11 protein-coding genes are annotated in these 16,154 nt (G+C 59.3%); 4 read left to right on the top strand and 7 right to left on the bottom strand.

Features of this window, described 5'->3' with window-relative positions; genetic code table 11:
* The first annotated feature begins 24 nt into the window (after nucleotides 1-24).
* Nucleotides 25-1,407 carry an aminodeoxychorismate synthase component I gene (gene pabB / locus A8C75_RS09215; protein ID WP_067381084.1) on the top strand — a complete coding sequence of 461 codons (1,383 nt, stop codon included), beginning with the start codon at nucleotides 25-27 and terminating at the stop codon, nucleotides 1,405-1,407.
* Nucleotides 1,408-1,409: 2 nt separating this feature from the next.
* Here pabB and A8C75_RS09210 read toward each other — a convergent pair whose 3' ends face one another.
* From A8C75_RS09210 to rluC, 5 genes are all read right to left on the bottom strand, one after another.
* Nucleotides 1,410-3,302 (bottom strand): S8 family serine peptidase, encoded by a 1,893-nt coding sequence (locus A8C75_RS09210; RefSeq protein WP_067387140.1) that lies wholly within the window; start codon nucleotides 3,300-3,302, stop codon nucleotides 1,410-1,412.
* 336 nt (nucleotides 3,303-3,638) lie between these two features.
* Nucleotides 3,639-4,256, bottom strand: a complete 618-nt coding sequence (gene thrH, locus A8C75_RS09205; RefSeq protein ID WP_067381081.1) for a bifunctional phosphoserine phosphatase/homoserine phosphotransferase ThrH — start codon at nucleotides 4,254-4,256, stop codon at nucleotides 3,639-3,641.
* 73 nt (nucleotides 4,257-4,329) lie between these two features.
* The gene (gene cysB / locus A8C75_RS09200) at nucleotides 4,330-5,304 is read right to left on the bottom strand and encodes an HTH-type transcriptional regulator CysB (protein WP_067381078.1); all 975 of its coding nucleotides are present in this window, start codon (nucleotides 5,302-5,304) and stop codon (nucleotides 4,330-4,332) included.
* A 118-nt stretch (nucleotides 5,305-5,422) separates the two neighbouring features.
* The gene (locus A8C75_RS09195) at nucleotides 5,423-6,523 is read right to left on the bottom strand and encodes a DNA-binding protein (protein ID WP_067381075.1); all 1,101 of its coding nucleotides are present in this window, start codon (nucleotides 6,521-6,523) and stop codon (nucleotides 5,423-5,425) included.
* Nucleotides 6,516-7,517 (bottom strand): 23S rRNA pseudouridine(955/2504/2580) synthase RluC, encoded by a 1,002-nt coding sequence (gene rluC, locus A8C75_RS09190; protein WP_067381072.1) that lies wholly within the window; start codon nucleotides 7,515-7,517, stop codon nucleotides 6,516-6,518. The genes A8C75_RS09195 and rluC overlap by 8 nt, the downstream gene beginning before the upstream one ends.
* 475 nt (nucleotides 7,518-7,992) lie before the next feature.
* On the opposite strand from rluC, the gene rne reads away from it, so the two are divergent.
* On the top strand, nucleotides 7,993-11,343 hold the full coding sequence (gene rne, locus A8C75_RS09185) for a ribonuclease E (protein WP_169822844.1): 3,351 nt from the start codon (nucleotides 7,993-7,995) through the stop codon (nucleotides 11,341-11,343).
* A 143-nt stretch (nucleotides 11,344-11,486) separates the two neighbouring features.
* Here rne and murB read toward each other — a convergent pair whose 3' ends face one another.
* Nucleotides 11,487-12,509, bottom strand: coding sequence for a UDP-N-acetylmuramate dehydrogenase (gene murB / locus A8C75_RS09180; protein ID WP_067381066.1), 1,023 nt, complete (start codon nucleotides 12,507-12,509; stop codon nucleotides 11,487-11,489).
* Nucleotides 12,509-13,003, bottom strand: coding sequence for a low molecular weight protein-tyrosine-phosphatase (locus tag A8C75_RS09175; protein ID WP_067381063.1), 495 nt, complete (start codon nucleotides 13,001-13,003; stop codon nucleotides 12,509-12,511). Before A8C75_RS09175 ends, murB begins: the two co-directional genes overlap by 1 nt.
* A 367-nt stretch (nucleotides 13,004-13,370) precedes the next feature.
* On the opposite strand from A8C75_RS09175, the gene A8C75_RS09170 reads away from it, so the two are divergent.
* The gene (locus A8C75_RS09170; RefSeq protein ID WP_067381060.1) at nucleotides 13,371-14,627 is read left to right on the top strand and encodes an alkaline phosphatase family protein; all 1,257 of its coding nucleotides are present in this window, start codon (nucleotides 13,371-13,373) and stop codon (nucleotides 14,625-14,627) included.
* Between the two features lie 10 nt (nucleotides 14,628-14,637).
* Complete coding sequence (locus tag A8C75_RS09165) at nucleotides 14,638-16,113, top strand: ABC transporter substrate-binding protein (RefSeq protein ID WP_084783905.1); 1,476 nt, start codon at nucleotides 14,638-14,640, stop codon at nucleotides 16,111-16,113.
* Nucleotides 16,114-16,154: the final 41 nt, after the last annotated feature.

Here is a 16,154-nt window from a genome sequence, read left to right as displayed (position 1 = left end):
TACCGGCAGGCAGAATCCAGGCACGTGATCAGTCGTACAGCTTTAGACTACCGTGAAGACAGCAGCCCCCTGTTCGAGGCCATCCGCGACCTTGGCAGCCCGGTGTGGCTGGACAGCGGACGCCCGCTCAGCCCTTACGGCCGCTTCGACATCATCGCCGCGGCGCCGGATTTTCTGGTGCGTTTCAATCGCGGCGATCTGCAACTGATCCGTAACGGCGCCAGCGAAACCCTGCCAGGCTCCCCCTTCGATGCCCTGAGACAACTGCTGGCAAGACACCCCAGCCCCGAATCCCAGGACGACCTGCCATTCTGCGGCGGCCTGATCGGCCATCTGGGATATGATCTGGGACGCGCACTGGAGCAGCTACCAGCGCTGGCGGGCGATGATATTGCCTTTCCGGAAATGCGCATGGGCTTTTACAGCTGGGCCATTATCGTGGATCACCATCAGGCGCGAGCAGAACTGATCGCCCACCCAAGCTGTGAGGCACAACAGCTGCAGGCTGTACTGCAGCGCCTGCAGTGCCCAGCCAAAGCCACCACGACACCTGAGTTCAAACTGCGCGCGGGTTTTAACAATGACCTGCCCCCAGAGCAGTACAATCAGGCGCTGGCGCGCATTGATGACTATATAAAGGATGGCGACTGCTACCAGGTCAACTTTACCCAGCGCTTTAGCTCCACCTTTGACGGCGATCCCTGGCGGGCCTACCAGATGCTGCGCCGCGCCGCCCCCACACCCTATTCGGCTTACCTGGAAAGTGATGATGGCGCCGTACTGTCGCTGTCACCCGAACAGTTCCTCTGTACCGACCAGCGCCAGGTCACCACCAAGCCCATCAAGGGCACAAGACCTCGGGGCGACAACAAAGAGACGGATGCACAGCTGAAACAGGCGCTGCGCGAGTCACACAAGGATAGAGCCGAGAATCTGATGATTGTGGATCTGATGCGCAATGACCTGAGCAAGGTCTGCGCCTTGGGGTCGGTGAAGGTACCGCGACTGTTTGCCGTCGAAAGCTATGCCAACGTGCACCACCTGGTCACTACCGTGACAGGCACCCTGGCGCAGGAACAGCAGCCGCTGGATCTGCTGGAACACTGCTTTCCCGGCGGCTCGATCACCGGTGCCCCAAAAATCCGCGCCATGGAAATCATCGACGAGCTGGAACCGCAGCGACGCAATATCTACTGCGGCTCCATTGGCTATATCAGCCTGTGCGGGCGCATGGACACCAGCATTAGCATCCGCACCCTCTTGTGTGAACAGCACCGTATCTTCTGCTGGGCCGGCGGCGGCATCGTGGCCGACTCGATCACCGAGCAGGAATACGAAGAGACCTACAACAAGGTCAACAACCTGCTGAAGACGCTGGAAGCCACCTGCGATGACCGCGACGCCTGAGATTATTTTTTCGGCTTGCCACCACCCTTGCCACCGCCGTCAGTAACATCAACATAACCAGCCAATTCAACCCAAGCCGAGACTTCGTCGCCGTTACGCGCCCTTATCCGATAAAGGTAGCGACCAGAGCCCACATCATCGGCGTACGCAAGTGGCGATGGCGCTACTGCCCACGAAGCGGTACCGGTAACGGTTCCGCGCTTGGTATTCAGCTTGTCACGCTCGATATCAAATCCGGTGATCAGGCCGTCCTGTTCCCAGGTCAGTTCAACCGATTCGCCACCCGCCGAATCTGGCACTACCGTCGCCACAAGCAGACTCGGCGACAGCGGAACGACGACAGGCGGCGGAGGTGGCGGAGGTGGCGGCTCCACACTTGCCATCAAGGCGCCATGAAGATTGAGCCGGCCGTTCATCGACCAGGCAAGCATATTTTGCCCCAGGGCACCCGCCGTATCAGCTCCGCCTTCCAGATGCTGGCGCACCGCCTGATTGCAGGGTGTGACGCCGTTTGTATCCATACAGTTTCCCGGGTCCGTCAGGGACGCGCTAAAAAAGTGCGCCCATACCAGAGCCGCTGCACCGGCGACATGGGGGCTCGCCATCGAGGTTCCGGAATACCAGTCGAGACAGGCATCGCTTTCCGGATCGAACTCCACCCCCAGAATATCGGCATAGAAGATGCAGAATTCATTGGGCACCGTGGACAGGATGTACTCGCCCGGCGCCATCAGGGACACCCAACTACTGCCAAAGCTCGAAAAATCCGGAATATTGTCATCGTGATCCGTCGCTCCGACCGCAATCACCTGCGGATAGGCGGCGGGATAGAGCGGCGTATTGGTGCCCTCATTACCCGCAGCCGCGACCATCACCACGCCTGCATCCCAGGCGTTAGCGACCGCATCGGCTTCAGCCTGGGAATACTGGCCATAGCTGACCGGATCACCGTTCACGTCAAATTCGTCGCTGGCATAGCTCATGTTGATGACGTGATAGCCATTATCGGCGGCATACTGGATCGCTTCCGCTGATGCCGATACCGGGCAGACCCCAATAATGACGGTGTAGTATTCACAGAGCTCGGGATACGGGCAATAGTAGTACTGAAAGCAGGTCTTCAGGTTTCCGACCGAACTGTTCCAGCCAACACCGGCAACGCCGATTCCATTGTCGGTCGCTGCAGCCGCAATGCCCGCGACGTGAGTACCATGGCCGATAAAGTCAAGAAGCCCCTCCTCTGCGGCAACGAAGTTGACCTGCTCGACGCACTTGCCGGCGTCAAACTCCAGGCTGCCGACGGGGTTACTGGCGGAACGGCAATCGACACCGGTATCGAGTATCCCGATCTTGACATTGGCGGAGCCGGTGGAAATATCCCAGCCCTCGGGCGCATCGATATCCGCATCCTGAGACCCGCGAACCTCGGCGATACCGGTCACCGGATCGGGAATGGCATGGAGCTGAGCGGTATTGTTGAGCGCCCACTGGTCACTAAAATGATCGTTTCCGGTCCCGCTGGGCGGCGGCGGATCAGTACCTTCATTGGGTTCGATCAGAACCCGATAAAAATCAGGCTCGGCAAAAATCACGTTCGGATTACGCTGATAGACCGCAACCCGCTCCAGCACGGTCCCCGCCGGAACCTGAATCACATGCACATCGAGACCGGGAATGGTACGCAGATGACGGTCATGCCCCTGCCGAGCCAGTGACGCCATTTCAGCAGCGGCACTGCCAGGTTTAAACTTGACCAATATCCGGTCGGACGCAAAGGCAGGCGGAGGTGAAGCGTGAATTTGATCCGGAACACGCAGGGGCAATGCCTGAGCATGCCCCGCGGCGAAGGGGAAAAGCATTACAAGAGCAACAATAAGGGTTGTCAAATGGTGCATGGCGCTTACCTCCGCCCTGCCACCGGCGCAACGGCGCACGACCGGTTTGCCCCACATCCGTGAAGGATCAAAGGCAGAGCTGCTTTCGCTGCCACCCACAACCGGCAGTGACCGATACCAACCCCTCGCAGCGAACTACCGCCGTCCCTGACCCCCATGCACTACAAGGAATTACCTGTTGGAGTACGGCACAATCTCCGCGCCGGCGCCGCGTAAAAAACGAACCGAAAGCCGCTCGGAACCCACGGGCACCATGCCCGTAAAGTCTAGTGCACCCGCCCTGCAATAAACGGGACGGCAACCGGCAAATAATTCATGCGCCAAACAGGCCGCCAACTACAGACTCAGATCCCGCTCACTGGCGCGGATAAACTCCTGCTTGAGATCGGCGAAGGTCTGCACCGCCGGGAATTGTGGAAACTCGGCGATCACATTGGCAGGCGCATGGAACAGAATACCGGCCTCGGCCTGGGCCAGCATGGTGGTATCGTTGTAAGAATCGCCGGCCGCAACCACGCGGTAGTTAAGCAGCTGGAAGGCTCGCACTGACTGGCGCTTGGGATCCCGCTGGCGCAGCTTGTAACCGGTGATACGCCCCTGCTCACCACTCTCCAGCCTGTGGCACAGCAGCGTCGGATAGCCCAGCTGCTGCATCAGTGGTGCTGCGAACTCATAGAAAGTATCGGACAGTATTACCACCTGAAAACGCTCGCGCAGCCAGTCGATAAACTCACCGGCACCTTCCAGCGGCTTGAGGCGGCTAATCGTTTGCTGGATTTGCGGCAGCGTCAAACCATGCTCATCGAGAATGCGCAGGCGCTGGCGCATCAGCACATCGTAATCGGGGATATCCCGGGTGGTGGCTTTGAGGGCATCGATGCCCGTTTCTTCTGCGAATGCGATCCAGATTTCCGGGACCAGTACACCTTCCAGGTCAAGACAGGCCAGCTCCACATCAGTCTCCTTGCGTGATTAACGGGCAAAATATTGCCAGTCAATCTACCCCCTGACCCGCGGGCACGCAAGATTACATCTCGGGCAGCACCTGGCCTGCAAAGATGGCGTCGATTTCAGCCCGACTGGAACAGGCCTGAACCTGGCGTACCACATCTTCGGTGAGATGAGGCGCGAACTTCTGGATGAAGTAGTACATATAGCCACGCAGGAAGGTACCCTTGCGAAAACCGATGCGCGTGGTGGATGCCTCGAACAGGTGACTGGCATCCAGTGCTACCAGATCGCTGTCGATATCCGACTCATACGCCATGGTGGCGATAATACCGACGCCGAGCTTGAGCCGCACATAGGTCTTGATCACATCGGAATCGACTGCGGTAAAGATCACCTTGGGAGTCAGGCCTTCGCGCACAAAGGCATCATCGAGCTTGGAGCGCCCGGTAAAGCCGAATACATAGGTCACCAGCGGATAGGCCGCCAGCTCCTTGATCGTCAGCTTCGAGACCTGACACAGCGGATGATCCCTGGGCACCACCACAGAGCGGTTCCAGCGATAGCAGGGCATCATGATCAGATCACTGAAATGGGACATGGCTTCAGTGGCAATCGCAAAGTCCACGGTGCCATCGGCGGCCATTTCCGAAATCTGCATCGGCGTGCCCTGATGCATATGCAGGGATACGTCGGGATAGCTTTTGATAAACTGGGTGATCGACCAGGGCAAGGCATAGCGTGCCTGGGTGTGGGTGGTCGCCACGGCAAGGCTGCCCTTGCGTTCATCGCTGAACTCCTGCGCCACCTGCTTGATGCTTTCGACTTTCTGCAGAATCTCACCGGCCACCGCGAGTATGGCCTCACCGGCGGTGGTGACCCGAGTCAGGTGCTTGCCACTGCGGGCAAAGACCTCAACACCCAGCTCATCCTCCAGTAAACGGATCTGCTTGCTGATACCCGGCTGAGACGTAAACAGACTCTGCGCGGTCGCCGACACATTGAGGTCATGCTTGGCAACCTCACAGATATAACGCAATTGCTGAAGTTTCATTGGCCGGCCTGACCTCGCATCCTGGCTGTTAACATATCGCTACTCATTCAAAAAAGGCAGAGACTTATAACAGTATAGAATAAGATAGGCAGGGTCCCAACCGTAGAATCCCGCCTTATTAAAGGCGGGATGTCATCCGCTTGAGCTCTTCATCCTGGGTTATCAGGCGTTTTTCCTGCGCAACCACCTTGGCATTGGCCCGCAACAACTCTTCCTCGCGAACCTGCACCTGCGCCCGCAGCGCATTTTCGCGCCGTGCTGCTTCACTGGAGGCACTGGCATTGCGCTGTACCTGCTGCTTGATATCGCCCTCAAGCTCCTTGACCTTGCCATCCAGCCGCTTGCTGCGATTGACTTCCGACAGCAGGCTGGCATTGACCTTGGATAGCTCGCGCTGTTGCAGGGTAAGGTCCTGCTGCACCAACTTAAGCTCATCCTCCAGGCTGCGAATGCTGGTCTGCAACGTTTCTATCCGGCTGTCCTTCTTGGCCAGCTGAGCCTGCAAATCGCTGATCTCCCGCCCCAGCACAGACTCCTTCTTGCCGAACTCGTCGCGCAGCTTTTCCTGTACGGAACGGTAATGCTTTACGTCCGCCTCGCTCTTGGCCAGCGCTTCCAGGTTGTGACGCTGTTCGTCCTTGATGCGCAGATCGAAGCTGCGCTTGGCATCTTCATAGGTCTTGTGCAGGTGCTCAAGCTCTTGCTCCAGATGCATGCGCTGGGCTTCTTCCTTGGCGAAACGCGCCGCCTCGGACGTCAGGCTATTCTTCAGGTGCGCAGTTTCGGCTTCCGCCGCCTTGCTGGCACTAACGGCCTTTTCAAGCTTGAGCGTCTGCTCGCGGTAGCGCGTTTCCAGTTCCTGATAGTGATCATGGGACTGCTTGAGCGCATCTTCCGACACACGGCGCTCAGCCTCAGCACCGTATTCAGCATGACGTTTCACCAGCGTGACCGCAGAAGACGCTTCCTGAACCGCCTGCTGCCAGACACGGGAAAACGCCGTCGCCAGGCTATCGGGCACATCCGGAATAGGCGTCACCGCGGCATCCAGCCCCACACGCTCAGACAACATCTGCCACCACAACACCAGACAGGGTTCAATCTCTGCAGCCTCGATCTCAAGCTGCCGCTCGATCAGTGCCGCCGTCGGCGACTGACCACTGAGCAGCAACTGATCTGCGGCCCGAAACACCTGCTGTTTCAACTCTTCGTTACTCATTTGATCCTTCCTGGACTTCCACACCATCAGATCCGGTTTCTTCCAGCCTGGCGAGGCCTGCGAGCAGTTGCAACTCCAGCGGAGCCTCTACCCGCAGACGTTCACCATTGGGCAGCGTCAAACGCAACTGCGCCGCATGCAGGAAGAGCCGGCGTATACCAAGTGCTTTCATCTCACGATTAAGCTCATCTACACCATATTTTTCGTCGCCGATGATTGGATGACCGGCAAACTGTGCGTGCACCCTGATCTGGTGCGTACGCCCGGTCACCGGCTGCGCCTCGACCAGCGTCGCCGTCATGCCGAAGCGGCGCAATACCCGGAACAGCGTAATGGACGGCTTGCCCTCGGGCTGCACCCTGACAATACGCTCGCCGGACTTGAGCTCGTTCTTGTTCAGCGGCGCGTCAACCTGGTGCGTACGTGTCGACCAGCGACCCACCACCAGCGCCTGGTAGATTTTGGTGATCCGGCCCTTCTGACGCAAGCCCTCATGCAGAAACTTCAGCATTGAACGCTTCTTGGCCACCATGATGCAGCCCGAGGTATCCCGATCCAGCCGGTGTACCAGTTCCAGAAATCGCTGTTCCGGGCGTATCTGGCGCAAGGCCTCAATCAGGCCAAGGCTCACACCGCTGCCACCGTGCACCGCCAGCCCTGAAGGCTTGTTGATAATAATCAGATCCTTGTCTTCATACAGTACCGCCGCCTCCAGCACGTCGGCGAGGCCCTGCTTGACCGGCACATCTTCACGCGGCGCGGACACGCGGATCGGCGGAATTCTGACCAGGTCACCCGGTTTAACCCGGTAATCCGGTTTTACCCGTTTCTTGTTGACGCGTAACTCGCCCTTGCGAACGATGCGATAGATCAGACTTTTAGGGACACCCTTGAGTGCCGTGCGCAGAAAATTGTCGATCCGCTGACCGTCCTGATCTTCCGTCACTTCAACAAACTGGACACTGACCGGCGCGGCCGCAATATTTTTTGACATATTAATAGGATAGAGCGCTCTGATTGATGCCTGTAGGGATAGCTGATATATTCTACCGCTGCCGTGTGCGGTTGGCTCTTAGAGAATGCAAATTTATCGAACCGTCTGACCCTCCCCACGATATTTCTGGCGATGCGGTGGGCGCAGAAGCCCGGGCACCGGCAAAAAGACCTATTCGACAACAGTTTTCAGGAATGCACTCCAGCCACCGGTCCTGAGCGGTCCGGTTGCAGGTGAAGATGTACATCAGCCCAGAACCTGCCCGCAACGGCAGCAACAAGCAAAGAACTTAGAACTATATTGGCTGGCGTTTCCTCCACCGACGATACGAGTCTACACATTGCCAGGCGGCACTATCAGCCCCTGGCCGCGTCACACTGACCGCGTCACAAGACCGGGCCGTACCATCAAGATACGGTCAAGCAGCTCGACCAGTGGCCAGACGTGCGTTCCCCTATTAAAGAATGCTAACTACATGAAAAGAATGCTAATTAACGCAACTCAGCCAGAAGAGTTGCGGGTCGCCCTCGTTGACGGGCAGCGGCTTTATGATCTGGATATAGAGTCATCCAACCGTGAGCAGAAAAAGGCCAACATCTACAAGGGCAAAATCACCCGTGTAGAGCCGAGCCTTGAAGCGGCCTTCGTCGACTATGGCGCCGATCGTCACGGCTTCCTGCCCATGAAGGAAATCTCCCGCGACTACTTCAGCAAGCAGCCCGAAAAAGGCGGCCGTCCGAACATCAAGGATGTGCTGAAGGAAGGCACCGAAGTTATTGTTCAGGTTGAAAAAGAAGAACGTGGCAACAAGGGCGCAGCCCTCACCACCTTCATCAGCCTGGCCGGTCGCTACCTGGTTCTGATGCCCAACAACCCCCGTGCCGGCGGCATTTCCCGCCGTATCGAAGGGGATGAGCGCAGCCAGCTGAAAGAAGCCCTGTCCGGCGTCGATGTGCCCGAAAAGATGGGTATCATCATTCGCACCGCGGGTGTCGGTCGCACCTCGGAAGAGCTGCAGTGGGACCTGAACTACCTGGCCACCCTGTGGGAAGCCATCACCGAAGCCGGCACCAAGCGCAACGCGCCCTTCCTTGTTTATCAGGAAAGCAACGTCGTTATCCGTGCGATCCGCGACTACCTGCGCAACGATATCGGCGAAGTGCTGATCGACAGTGACAAGGTGTTCGACGAAGCCCGCCAGTTCATCCGCCATGTGATGCCGAGCTTCGAAAGCAAGATCAAGCTCTATAAAGAGCAGACGCCGCTGTTCAACCGCTACCAGATCGAGTCCCAGATCGAAACGGCCTTTGAGCGCGAAGTCACCCTACCCTCCGGCGGCTCTATCGTGATAGACCCGACCGAGGCCCTGGTATCCATCGATATCAACTCGGCCCGCGCTACCCGTGGCAGCGATATCGAAGAAACGGCACTCAACACCAACCTGGAAGCGGCGGAAGAAATCGCCCGCCAGCTGCGTCTGCGTGATATCGGCGGCCTGGTGGTCATCGATTTCATCGACATGACACCGATCAAGAACCAGCGTGCGGTGGAAGACCGTCTGGCTGATGCCCTCAAGCTGGACCGCGCCCGCGTCCAGATGGGGCGCATCTCCCGCTTTGGCCTGCTGGAAATGTCGCGTCAGCGTCTGCGTCCGTCACTGGCCGAATCCCGCGGCACCGTGTGCCCGCGCTGCAACGGACAGGGCTCCATTCGTGATACCGAATCCCTGGCCCTGTCGATCCTGCGCCTGATCGAGGAAGAGTCCTCCAAGGACCGCACGTCCCAGATTCGCGCCATTCTGCCGGTCACGGCTGCAACCTACCTGCTGAACGAAAAACGTCACGAAGTTCACGAAATCGAACTGCGCCATCAGGTACGCATCGTCATAGTGCCGAATCCGAACATGGAAACGCCGCACTATGAAGTCGTGCGCCTGCGTGATGACCACACCGTGGCCACCACCAACGACGCCAGCTACAGCCTGCAGCCACCGCCCAAGCAGGAAGAGTTCACCGCCTCTGCTGCCAAGGTCGTGAAGCGCGAGGAAGCCGCTGTACAGGGCATAGCTCCCGCCTCCCCGGCACCGGCTGCAGCGCCTGAACCCGCGCCTGCGCCCAAACCGGCAGCCGCAGCGCCTGCACCAGCACGCACCCAGCGCGCCCCTGCAGCGGCTAAACCTGCAGCCGCTGCACCGGCCGCTCCTGCTGCTGCCCCCGTCTCACTGGGCACCAAGCTGGCCGGCTTTATCAAGGGCCTGTTTGGTGATACGCCCAAGCCGGAACCTGAACCGACACCGCTGCCCGAGATTCGTCAGGGTCGCGCGCCGAGTCAGAACCGCGAAGAGCGTAATCGCCCGGCTCAGGAACGCAGCAACAGCAACAAGCCCAAGCGCCGTCGCGACAGCCGTGACAATGACCGTCGTCGTCGCTCGCAGCAGGACTCCGACGAAATCATCACCATCACGCCGCAGCAGGCCGACAGCGCACCGGCACCGAGTTCTTCTGCTGAAGAACAGAGTGGTTCGAGCAAGCCGCGTCGTCGTCGCAGCCGCAGCCGCAAGAATGACAGTGATGAGTCCCGCAACGAACGCTCTGCCCGCAGCGCTGAGACAAGCGAAGAGCAGCAGCTCGAGCAGAATGACACCCGCGTAAAACAGCCGGATGTCGTGAGCCCGAGTGAGACTGATGACACGCCTAAGGCAAAGCCTGCAGCAGAGAAGCGCGAAGCACGCGACAACAGCGCCGAGGACAGCGAAACCCGCGGTCGTCGCCGTGGTCGTCGTCGTCGCGGTTCTGACCGCGTTGCCGAGCGCACAGGGACAGACGCTGATGCGACTGCAACAGTTGCCGCAACGGCGGTAGCCGCCGAGACCATGCAGCAGAACGCAAGCGAGTCAACCGCCGACAAGGTTACTGCCACCGCCGTACAGGATGCCCCAGCTATTGCAGAGTCTACCGAGACGCAAACGGCTGCGAGCGATGAAGCCAATCAGAATGCCACTGTCGCCTCCGGCGACACGCAGAATGATGCGACTGCACCGCAGGCAGAGGCTGAAGCTAGCACGACTGAAGCGCCTGCTCCTGCAGAAAGCGCAGAGACCGCTGCTGAAGAGGCCCCTGTTGCTGAAACTGCAGCGCAATCTGCGGCTCAAGCTGAAGAACCTGTCCAGGAAGACGCAGCAGAAGCCCAAAAGGCAAGCACTGAAGCAACAACTGAAGCTCCTGAAGTAGTGACTGAAGCCGCAACAGACGCTGCCGAAGAGACTGCGACAGACACTGTCGAGGTTGAAACGGTGAGTGCTGAAGTGCTCGCCGAGCCCGCTGCAACCGAAGAAGCTGCACAGCAAGCTGAAGCCGAGCAGGCAACAGCGGTAACGCCTGCGCAGTCCGACAGCGCGGTAGAAGCCTCTGCAGACACAGCAGCAGAGGCTGCAGAAGTGACAGCCAGCCCGGATACCACCGAAGCTGAAAAAGCTGCCGAAGCTGAAAAAGCTGCACCGGTCGAAGCCGCTGAAGCCGCTGAAGCTGAAACAGCCGAAACAGTTACCGACGTGGTCGCTGAAGCCGCACCTGCAGCCGAAACCACTGCAGTAGAAGTAGAAGCCGCCGCTGAAACCACAGAAGTTCAGGCCCCGGAAGAAGCGACTGAAGAGCCGACTGAAGCAGCCGTAGCCGAGCCCGCTATCGACACAGCCGTAGCCCCGGCTGCACAGCAGCCTGCACCGCGTCGCCGTCGTCGCTCAGGCCGCGCGCCTAATGACCCGCGGGAAAAGCGCCGCAGTCAGCAGAAAGCGCAGGATGAAAACGTGGAAAACCAGCACTCCTGAGTGCTGAATACAAAAAAGCCGGCTTAATCGCCGGCTTTTTTTTGCGCGCTTTTTACTGAGCCTTTTTTGCTAAGCCTTCTTTTACTGCTAAAGGGCTTCCTGCCCCTGTCGTCAACCCTGTTCCACCTGCGACTCCAGCAGCATCAGGCCGGATACAGACGCGGCTCCATTTCCAGCTGCACGCCAAAACGTGCAGCAACCGACTGCACGATTTCGCCCGCCAGCAGCATCAGCTCAGGTGCGGTACCAGCACCCAGGTTGACCAGCACCAGTGCCTGACGCTCGTACACCCCCACGGCTCCGCGCACATGCCCTTTCCAGCCACACTGCTCGATCAGCCAACCCGCCGCAAGCTTGTAACCCTCGCCTGCCGGATAAGCCACGAGCCTGGGAAACTGCTGCAGCAACTCACGGTAGTGAACAGCAGATACCAGCGGATTCTTGAAAAAGCTGCCAGCGTTACCAATCTCGGCGGGGTCCGGCAACTTGGCCCTGCGAATATCACACACCACCTGGAACACATCCCTGGGCTGCGGCTCCGCAATGCCCCGGGCCTGCAGCGCGTCTACCAGCGCCTGATAGCGCAGCTGCGGCCTTGGTTGCAGTGATAGCCGAAAGGTCACGTCGATAATGATGTAACGGCCAGGTTCCATGGACTTGAAGCAGCTGTCCCGGTAGCCGAAACAGCAGTCTTCTCGACTAAAAATGCGCAGCTCGCCGGTGTGGGTATCAAGCGCCTGCAGGGAGTCGAACCCCTGTTCCAACTCCACACCGTAAGCGCCAATATTCTGCATGGGAGCCGCACCCACAGTGCCCGGGATCAGCGCCAGATTCTCCAGCCCGTAGTAACCCTGATCCAGCATCCAGTCCAGACTCTGGTGCCAGATTTCACCGGCGCCGAGCGTTACCCGCACTTCATCATCACCCACAGGCTCAGCCCGGCGCCCGCCGATGGCCATCTGGATCACCAGACCCGGTATCTGCTCACGCAGCACCAGATTGCTGCCACCACCCAGCACCAGCACAGGCCAGCCGTTATGCTGTGCCTGGGCAACGGCATCCTGCAGCTGCTCCAGTGTCTCGACACGCACGAAGTTCTCGGCACAGGCCGCGAACCCAAAACTGTTGTGCCGGCGCAGATCCTGATTATGAACAAGACACCCCATCACTCAGCTCCTTGCCAGGCGCCGCTGCGCAACTGCCCAATCAGACCATCACTCGCCGCCTCCACCCTATCCAGCACCTGCTCAAAACCCGCCGCGCCGCCATAGTAGGGGTCAGGCACCTCAGTCCCCAACCCCTTGGCAAAATCCATAAACAGCCGTACCGATGCCAAAGAACCCGCCGGCGCCTGGGCACGCAGGTCCGCCAGATTCTGCGCATCCATGGCCAGAATCAGATCAAACGTTTCGAAATCCGCCGCCACCACCTGGCGTGCCCGCAAATGTGCCAGCGGTACATTCCTACGCGCCGCAGCCGCCGTTGCACGCGCATCCGGTGCATTGCCCTGATGGTAAGCTGCTGTACCGGCCGAATCGACCGTGACCCAGTCAAGGCCGGCAGCACGCAGGCGATGCTCCAGCACGCCATGGGCCGTAGGCGAGCGGCAGATATTCCCCAGGCAGACCAACAAAATGCGCACAGATTTTTCGCAACTCATAAGCTCAACCGCACCCGCAAGACGCCCAGGGCGCCACAGTGACAAAGGGACGCATTATAAAGTAAAGCGGCCTCGTTGCAGACTACGTTGATCCACCACCGTCATTCAACGCACCCTGCCCCCTTAAAGGCCTGCGACGCACGTCTTGTTCACCGAGCCCCAACAGGACCCCATCCAGACCTAGACTACCCGCCCTCAAGTATCGATGCCCAGACAGGAGCGAGCGCCCAAGGGCGTTATTACATTAGAAAAACTATGGATCACCCGGGAAATTCTAGGGTTTATTGCGTTTTTATTTCATCGCCGTGACACAAAGCGTCTCTACCATTGGCCTCGATTACTAATGACCTGAGTGTTGAGAACTGCAATGTCTGGATTGATTCTGATTATGGTCGATGGCATCAGTGCCGATCATTTCACCCGCAAGCGCCACCTGCTGCCCAACCTCGACCGGATGGCGCGTCTGGGGGTTCAGGTCGACGGTGTGACGCCGGAAGTCTGTGGCACGTCCTGCCCCGGCCGCACGTCCATCATTGCCGGAGTCCCCCCCGGCGAACACGGCATCTACGGCAATTACATCCTCGATGGCGATGCTTTCCGCTGGGCCAACCCCTACGACGTGCAGGTCGATACCCTGCCTGCACTCGCCAAGCGCCAGGGCCTTGATGTCGCCTGCCTGGGTTACGGCATGGTCCGCCCGGAGGATTGCACCCTGTATCAGGGCCCCTGGTGGGTCGACGAAATGCTGATGCGTGGCAAGGATGCGCAGCCAACCGAAGCCGATGCTCAATGGCGTCGCGCCGCTGGCCTGCATGATCCCGAAGGCCGCATCCGTGCATTATTCGAACACGGCAAGGCCCAGCCCCCGGTTCAGCCCAACCAGTCACCCCAGATGAAACTGCAGCTCGGCATGCTGGCCGACCATCAGTTACTGGACCTTGCCGCGGCCCTGGCGGCATCGACGACTGCGCCGGACTTTATACTGCTGGAAATCGCCATAACCGATTACTTCCTGCACAAATACGGTCCTGAGCACCCGCTGAGCGACTGGTCGCTGCGTTGCGCCGACGCCCAGATTGGCTGCCTGCTTACACGCCTGGAACAGGCCGGCGTACTGGAGCACTACAACTTTGCAATCCTGAGTGATCACGGCCATACCCCCATGCCGGAGGCGCTCTACGTCGACCGACTGCTGGGCGATGAAGTGACCTGGTCCAGCGAAGGCGGTGTACTGCTGGTCCGCCCGGACACTGCCGAGCAAGCCCGCAGACTAAGCGAAAAGCTCACCGGCGAAGGCATGCAGCCCTGGAATAACGATCACCTGCCAGCCAAACAACGCGAGCGGCTGCTGACCTTCGTGGCCCCTCAAGGCTCCGCTCTGAGTTTTGAAGCCTCCAGGCCCGACACCTGCGGCCTCTATGGCCCGTCCAAGTACCAGTCGAATCACGGCATGAGACCCGGCACCCGGGCGGACGAACGTTTTTGCATTTTCTACGGCAACAACATACCGCAGCAGTCTCTCGCCCATGGTAAGGCCATACAGATCGCCCCCACTTTGGCGGCAATTCTGGATGTGACCACTCCCTGGCAGGCCTCTCCCCTGTTCCAACCCAAACATTCATGAGGAAATTCCGATGAAACCTCTGCTCTCTTCTGCACTGATGGCTGCTGCACTCTTTGCCAGCCTGGCCGACGCCGGCACACTGCGCATCGCTCACGATGTGGGTTACGCTGGCGCCGAGTCACTGGACCCGATTTCCCCGAGCCGCTTTTTCGATGCCAACCAGCTGCTTTACTCGCGCCTGGTTCGCCAGGGCAGCGATGGCGAACCCAGCGCTGAAATCGCCACTGCCTGGCACCCCTCGCCTGACGCCAGAAGCTGGACGTTCGAGTTGCGCCGCGGGGTTAAATTCCACGACGGCTCCGACCTGACCGCCGCCGATGTCAAATACACGCTTGAGCGCATCAAGGACCCCAAGATCGACTCACCGGTCGCCGCGGTCCTTGGCGTTGTCGACAATGTGGATGTGATCAACGACTACAAGCTGCGCATCAACCTGAGCTCCGCCCACGCCGACCTGCCACTGTTACTGATGGACTACCGCATACGAATCATTCCGCAGGATTCCGGTGACAGTATTGCCACCAGCGGTATCGGCTCCGGGCCCTTTATGCTGGAGGAACTGGACCCGGAAGGCACCACGTCCCTGAAGGCTTTTCCCGGTTACTGGGAAGGCCCCCCGGCAGCCGATGGCATTAACCTGATCGGCATTCCCGATTCCCAGGCCCGCGTGCAGGCCCTGATGGCAGGCCAGATAGACCTGGAACAAAGCATCACCAGCCAGCAGGCGCGCCTGTTCGTCAACAACCCTCAGTTCCAGACCCAGAGCATTGCGACCGGTGAATGGCGTACGCTGGTTTTCCGCACCGATACCGCCCCCTATGACGATCCCAGGGTACGCAAGGCCCTGCGCATGGTGGTTGATCGTGCCGAAATGATGAAACTCATTTCCGGTGAGCATGGCGGCACCGTCACCTGCGATAACCCGGTGTGGTCCGGTGATCAGTACCGAGCCGAGATCGACTGCGCCCAGGATATTGAGGGCGCACGGAAGCTGCTGGCCGATGCCGGTTATCCAAACGGCATAGAGGTACAAATCAGTTCCGCCGACAACGAACCCGAGTTTATCCGCATGATCGAGGTGTACCAGCAGCAGGCTGCCGCCGCGGGTATCAACGTCAGGCTGAACATGGTGCCGTCCGACGGCTATTGGAGCGATGTCTGGATGAAGGACCCGGCCGTCTCCAGCCGCTGGTCCCAGCGCCCGGCCGACCAGATCATGAACGAGGCCTTTCGCTCCGGCGCCGCCTGGAACGAAAGCTTCTATCAGAACCCCGAATTCGACCGAATGCTGGACGCTGCCCGCAGCGAACTTCACTTCGACAAGCGCAAGGCACTGTATGCACAGTTGCAGCAAACCCTGTGGCAGGACGGCGGCGCCCTGATTCCCTATCACCTCAACCAGACGCGGGCCCTGCGCAGCGCTGTCAGCGGCATGGACCCGGTTGAACAGTTCTCAATCCGCTGGAACAAGGTCGCAATCGACTGATTTCACCCCCTGTGGCCACCCCGACAGAGGTGGCCACGCAT

It is taken from the genome of Marinobacterium aestuarii (genome assembly GCF_001651805.1).
In the GTDB taxonomy this organism is placed as follows: domain Bacteria; phylum Pseudomonadota; class Gammaproteobacteria; order Pseudomonadales; family Balneatricaceae; genus Marinobacterium_A; species Marinobacterium_A aestuarii.
Note: the sequence above shows the minus strand (reverse complement) of the source record. Positions and strands in the feature narration are given on the sequence as shown.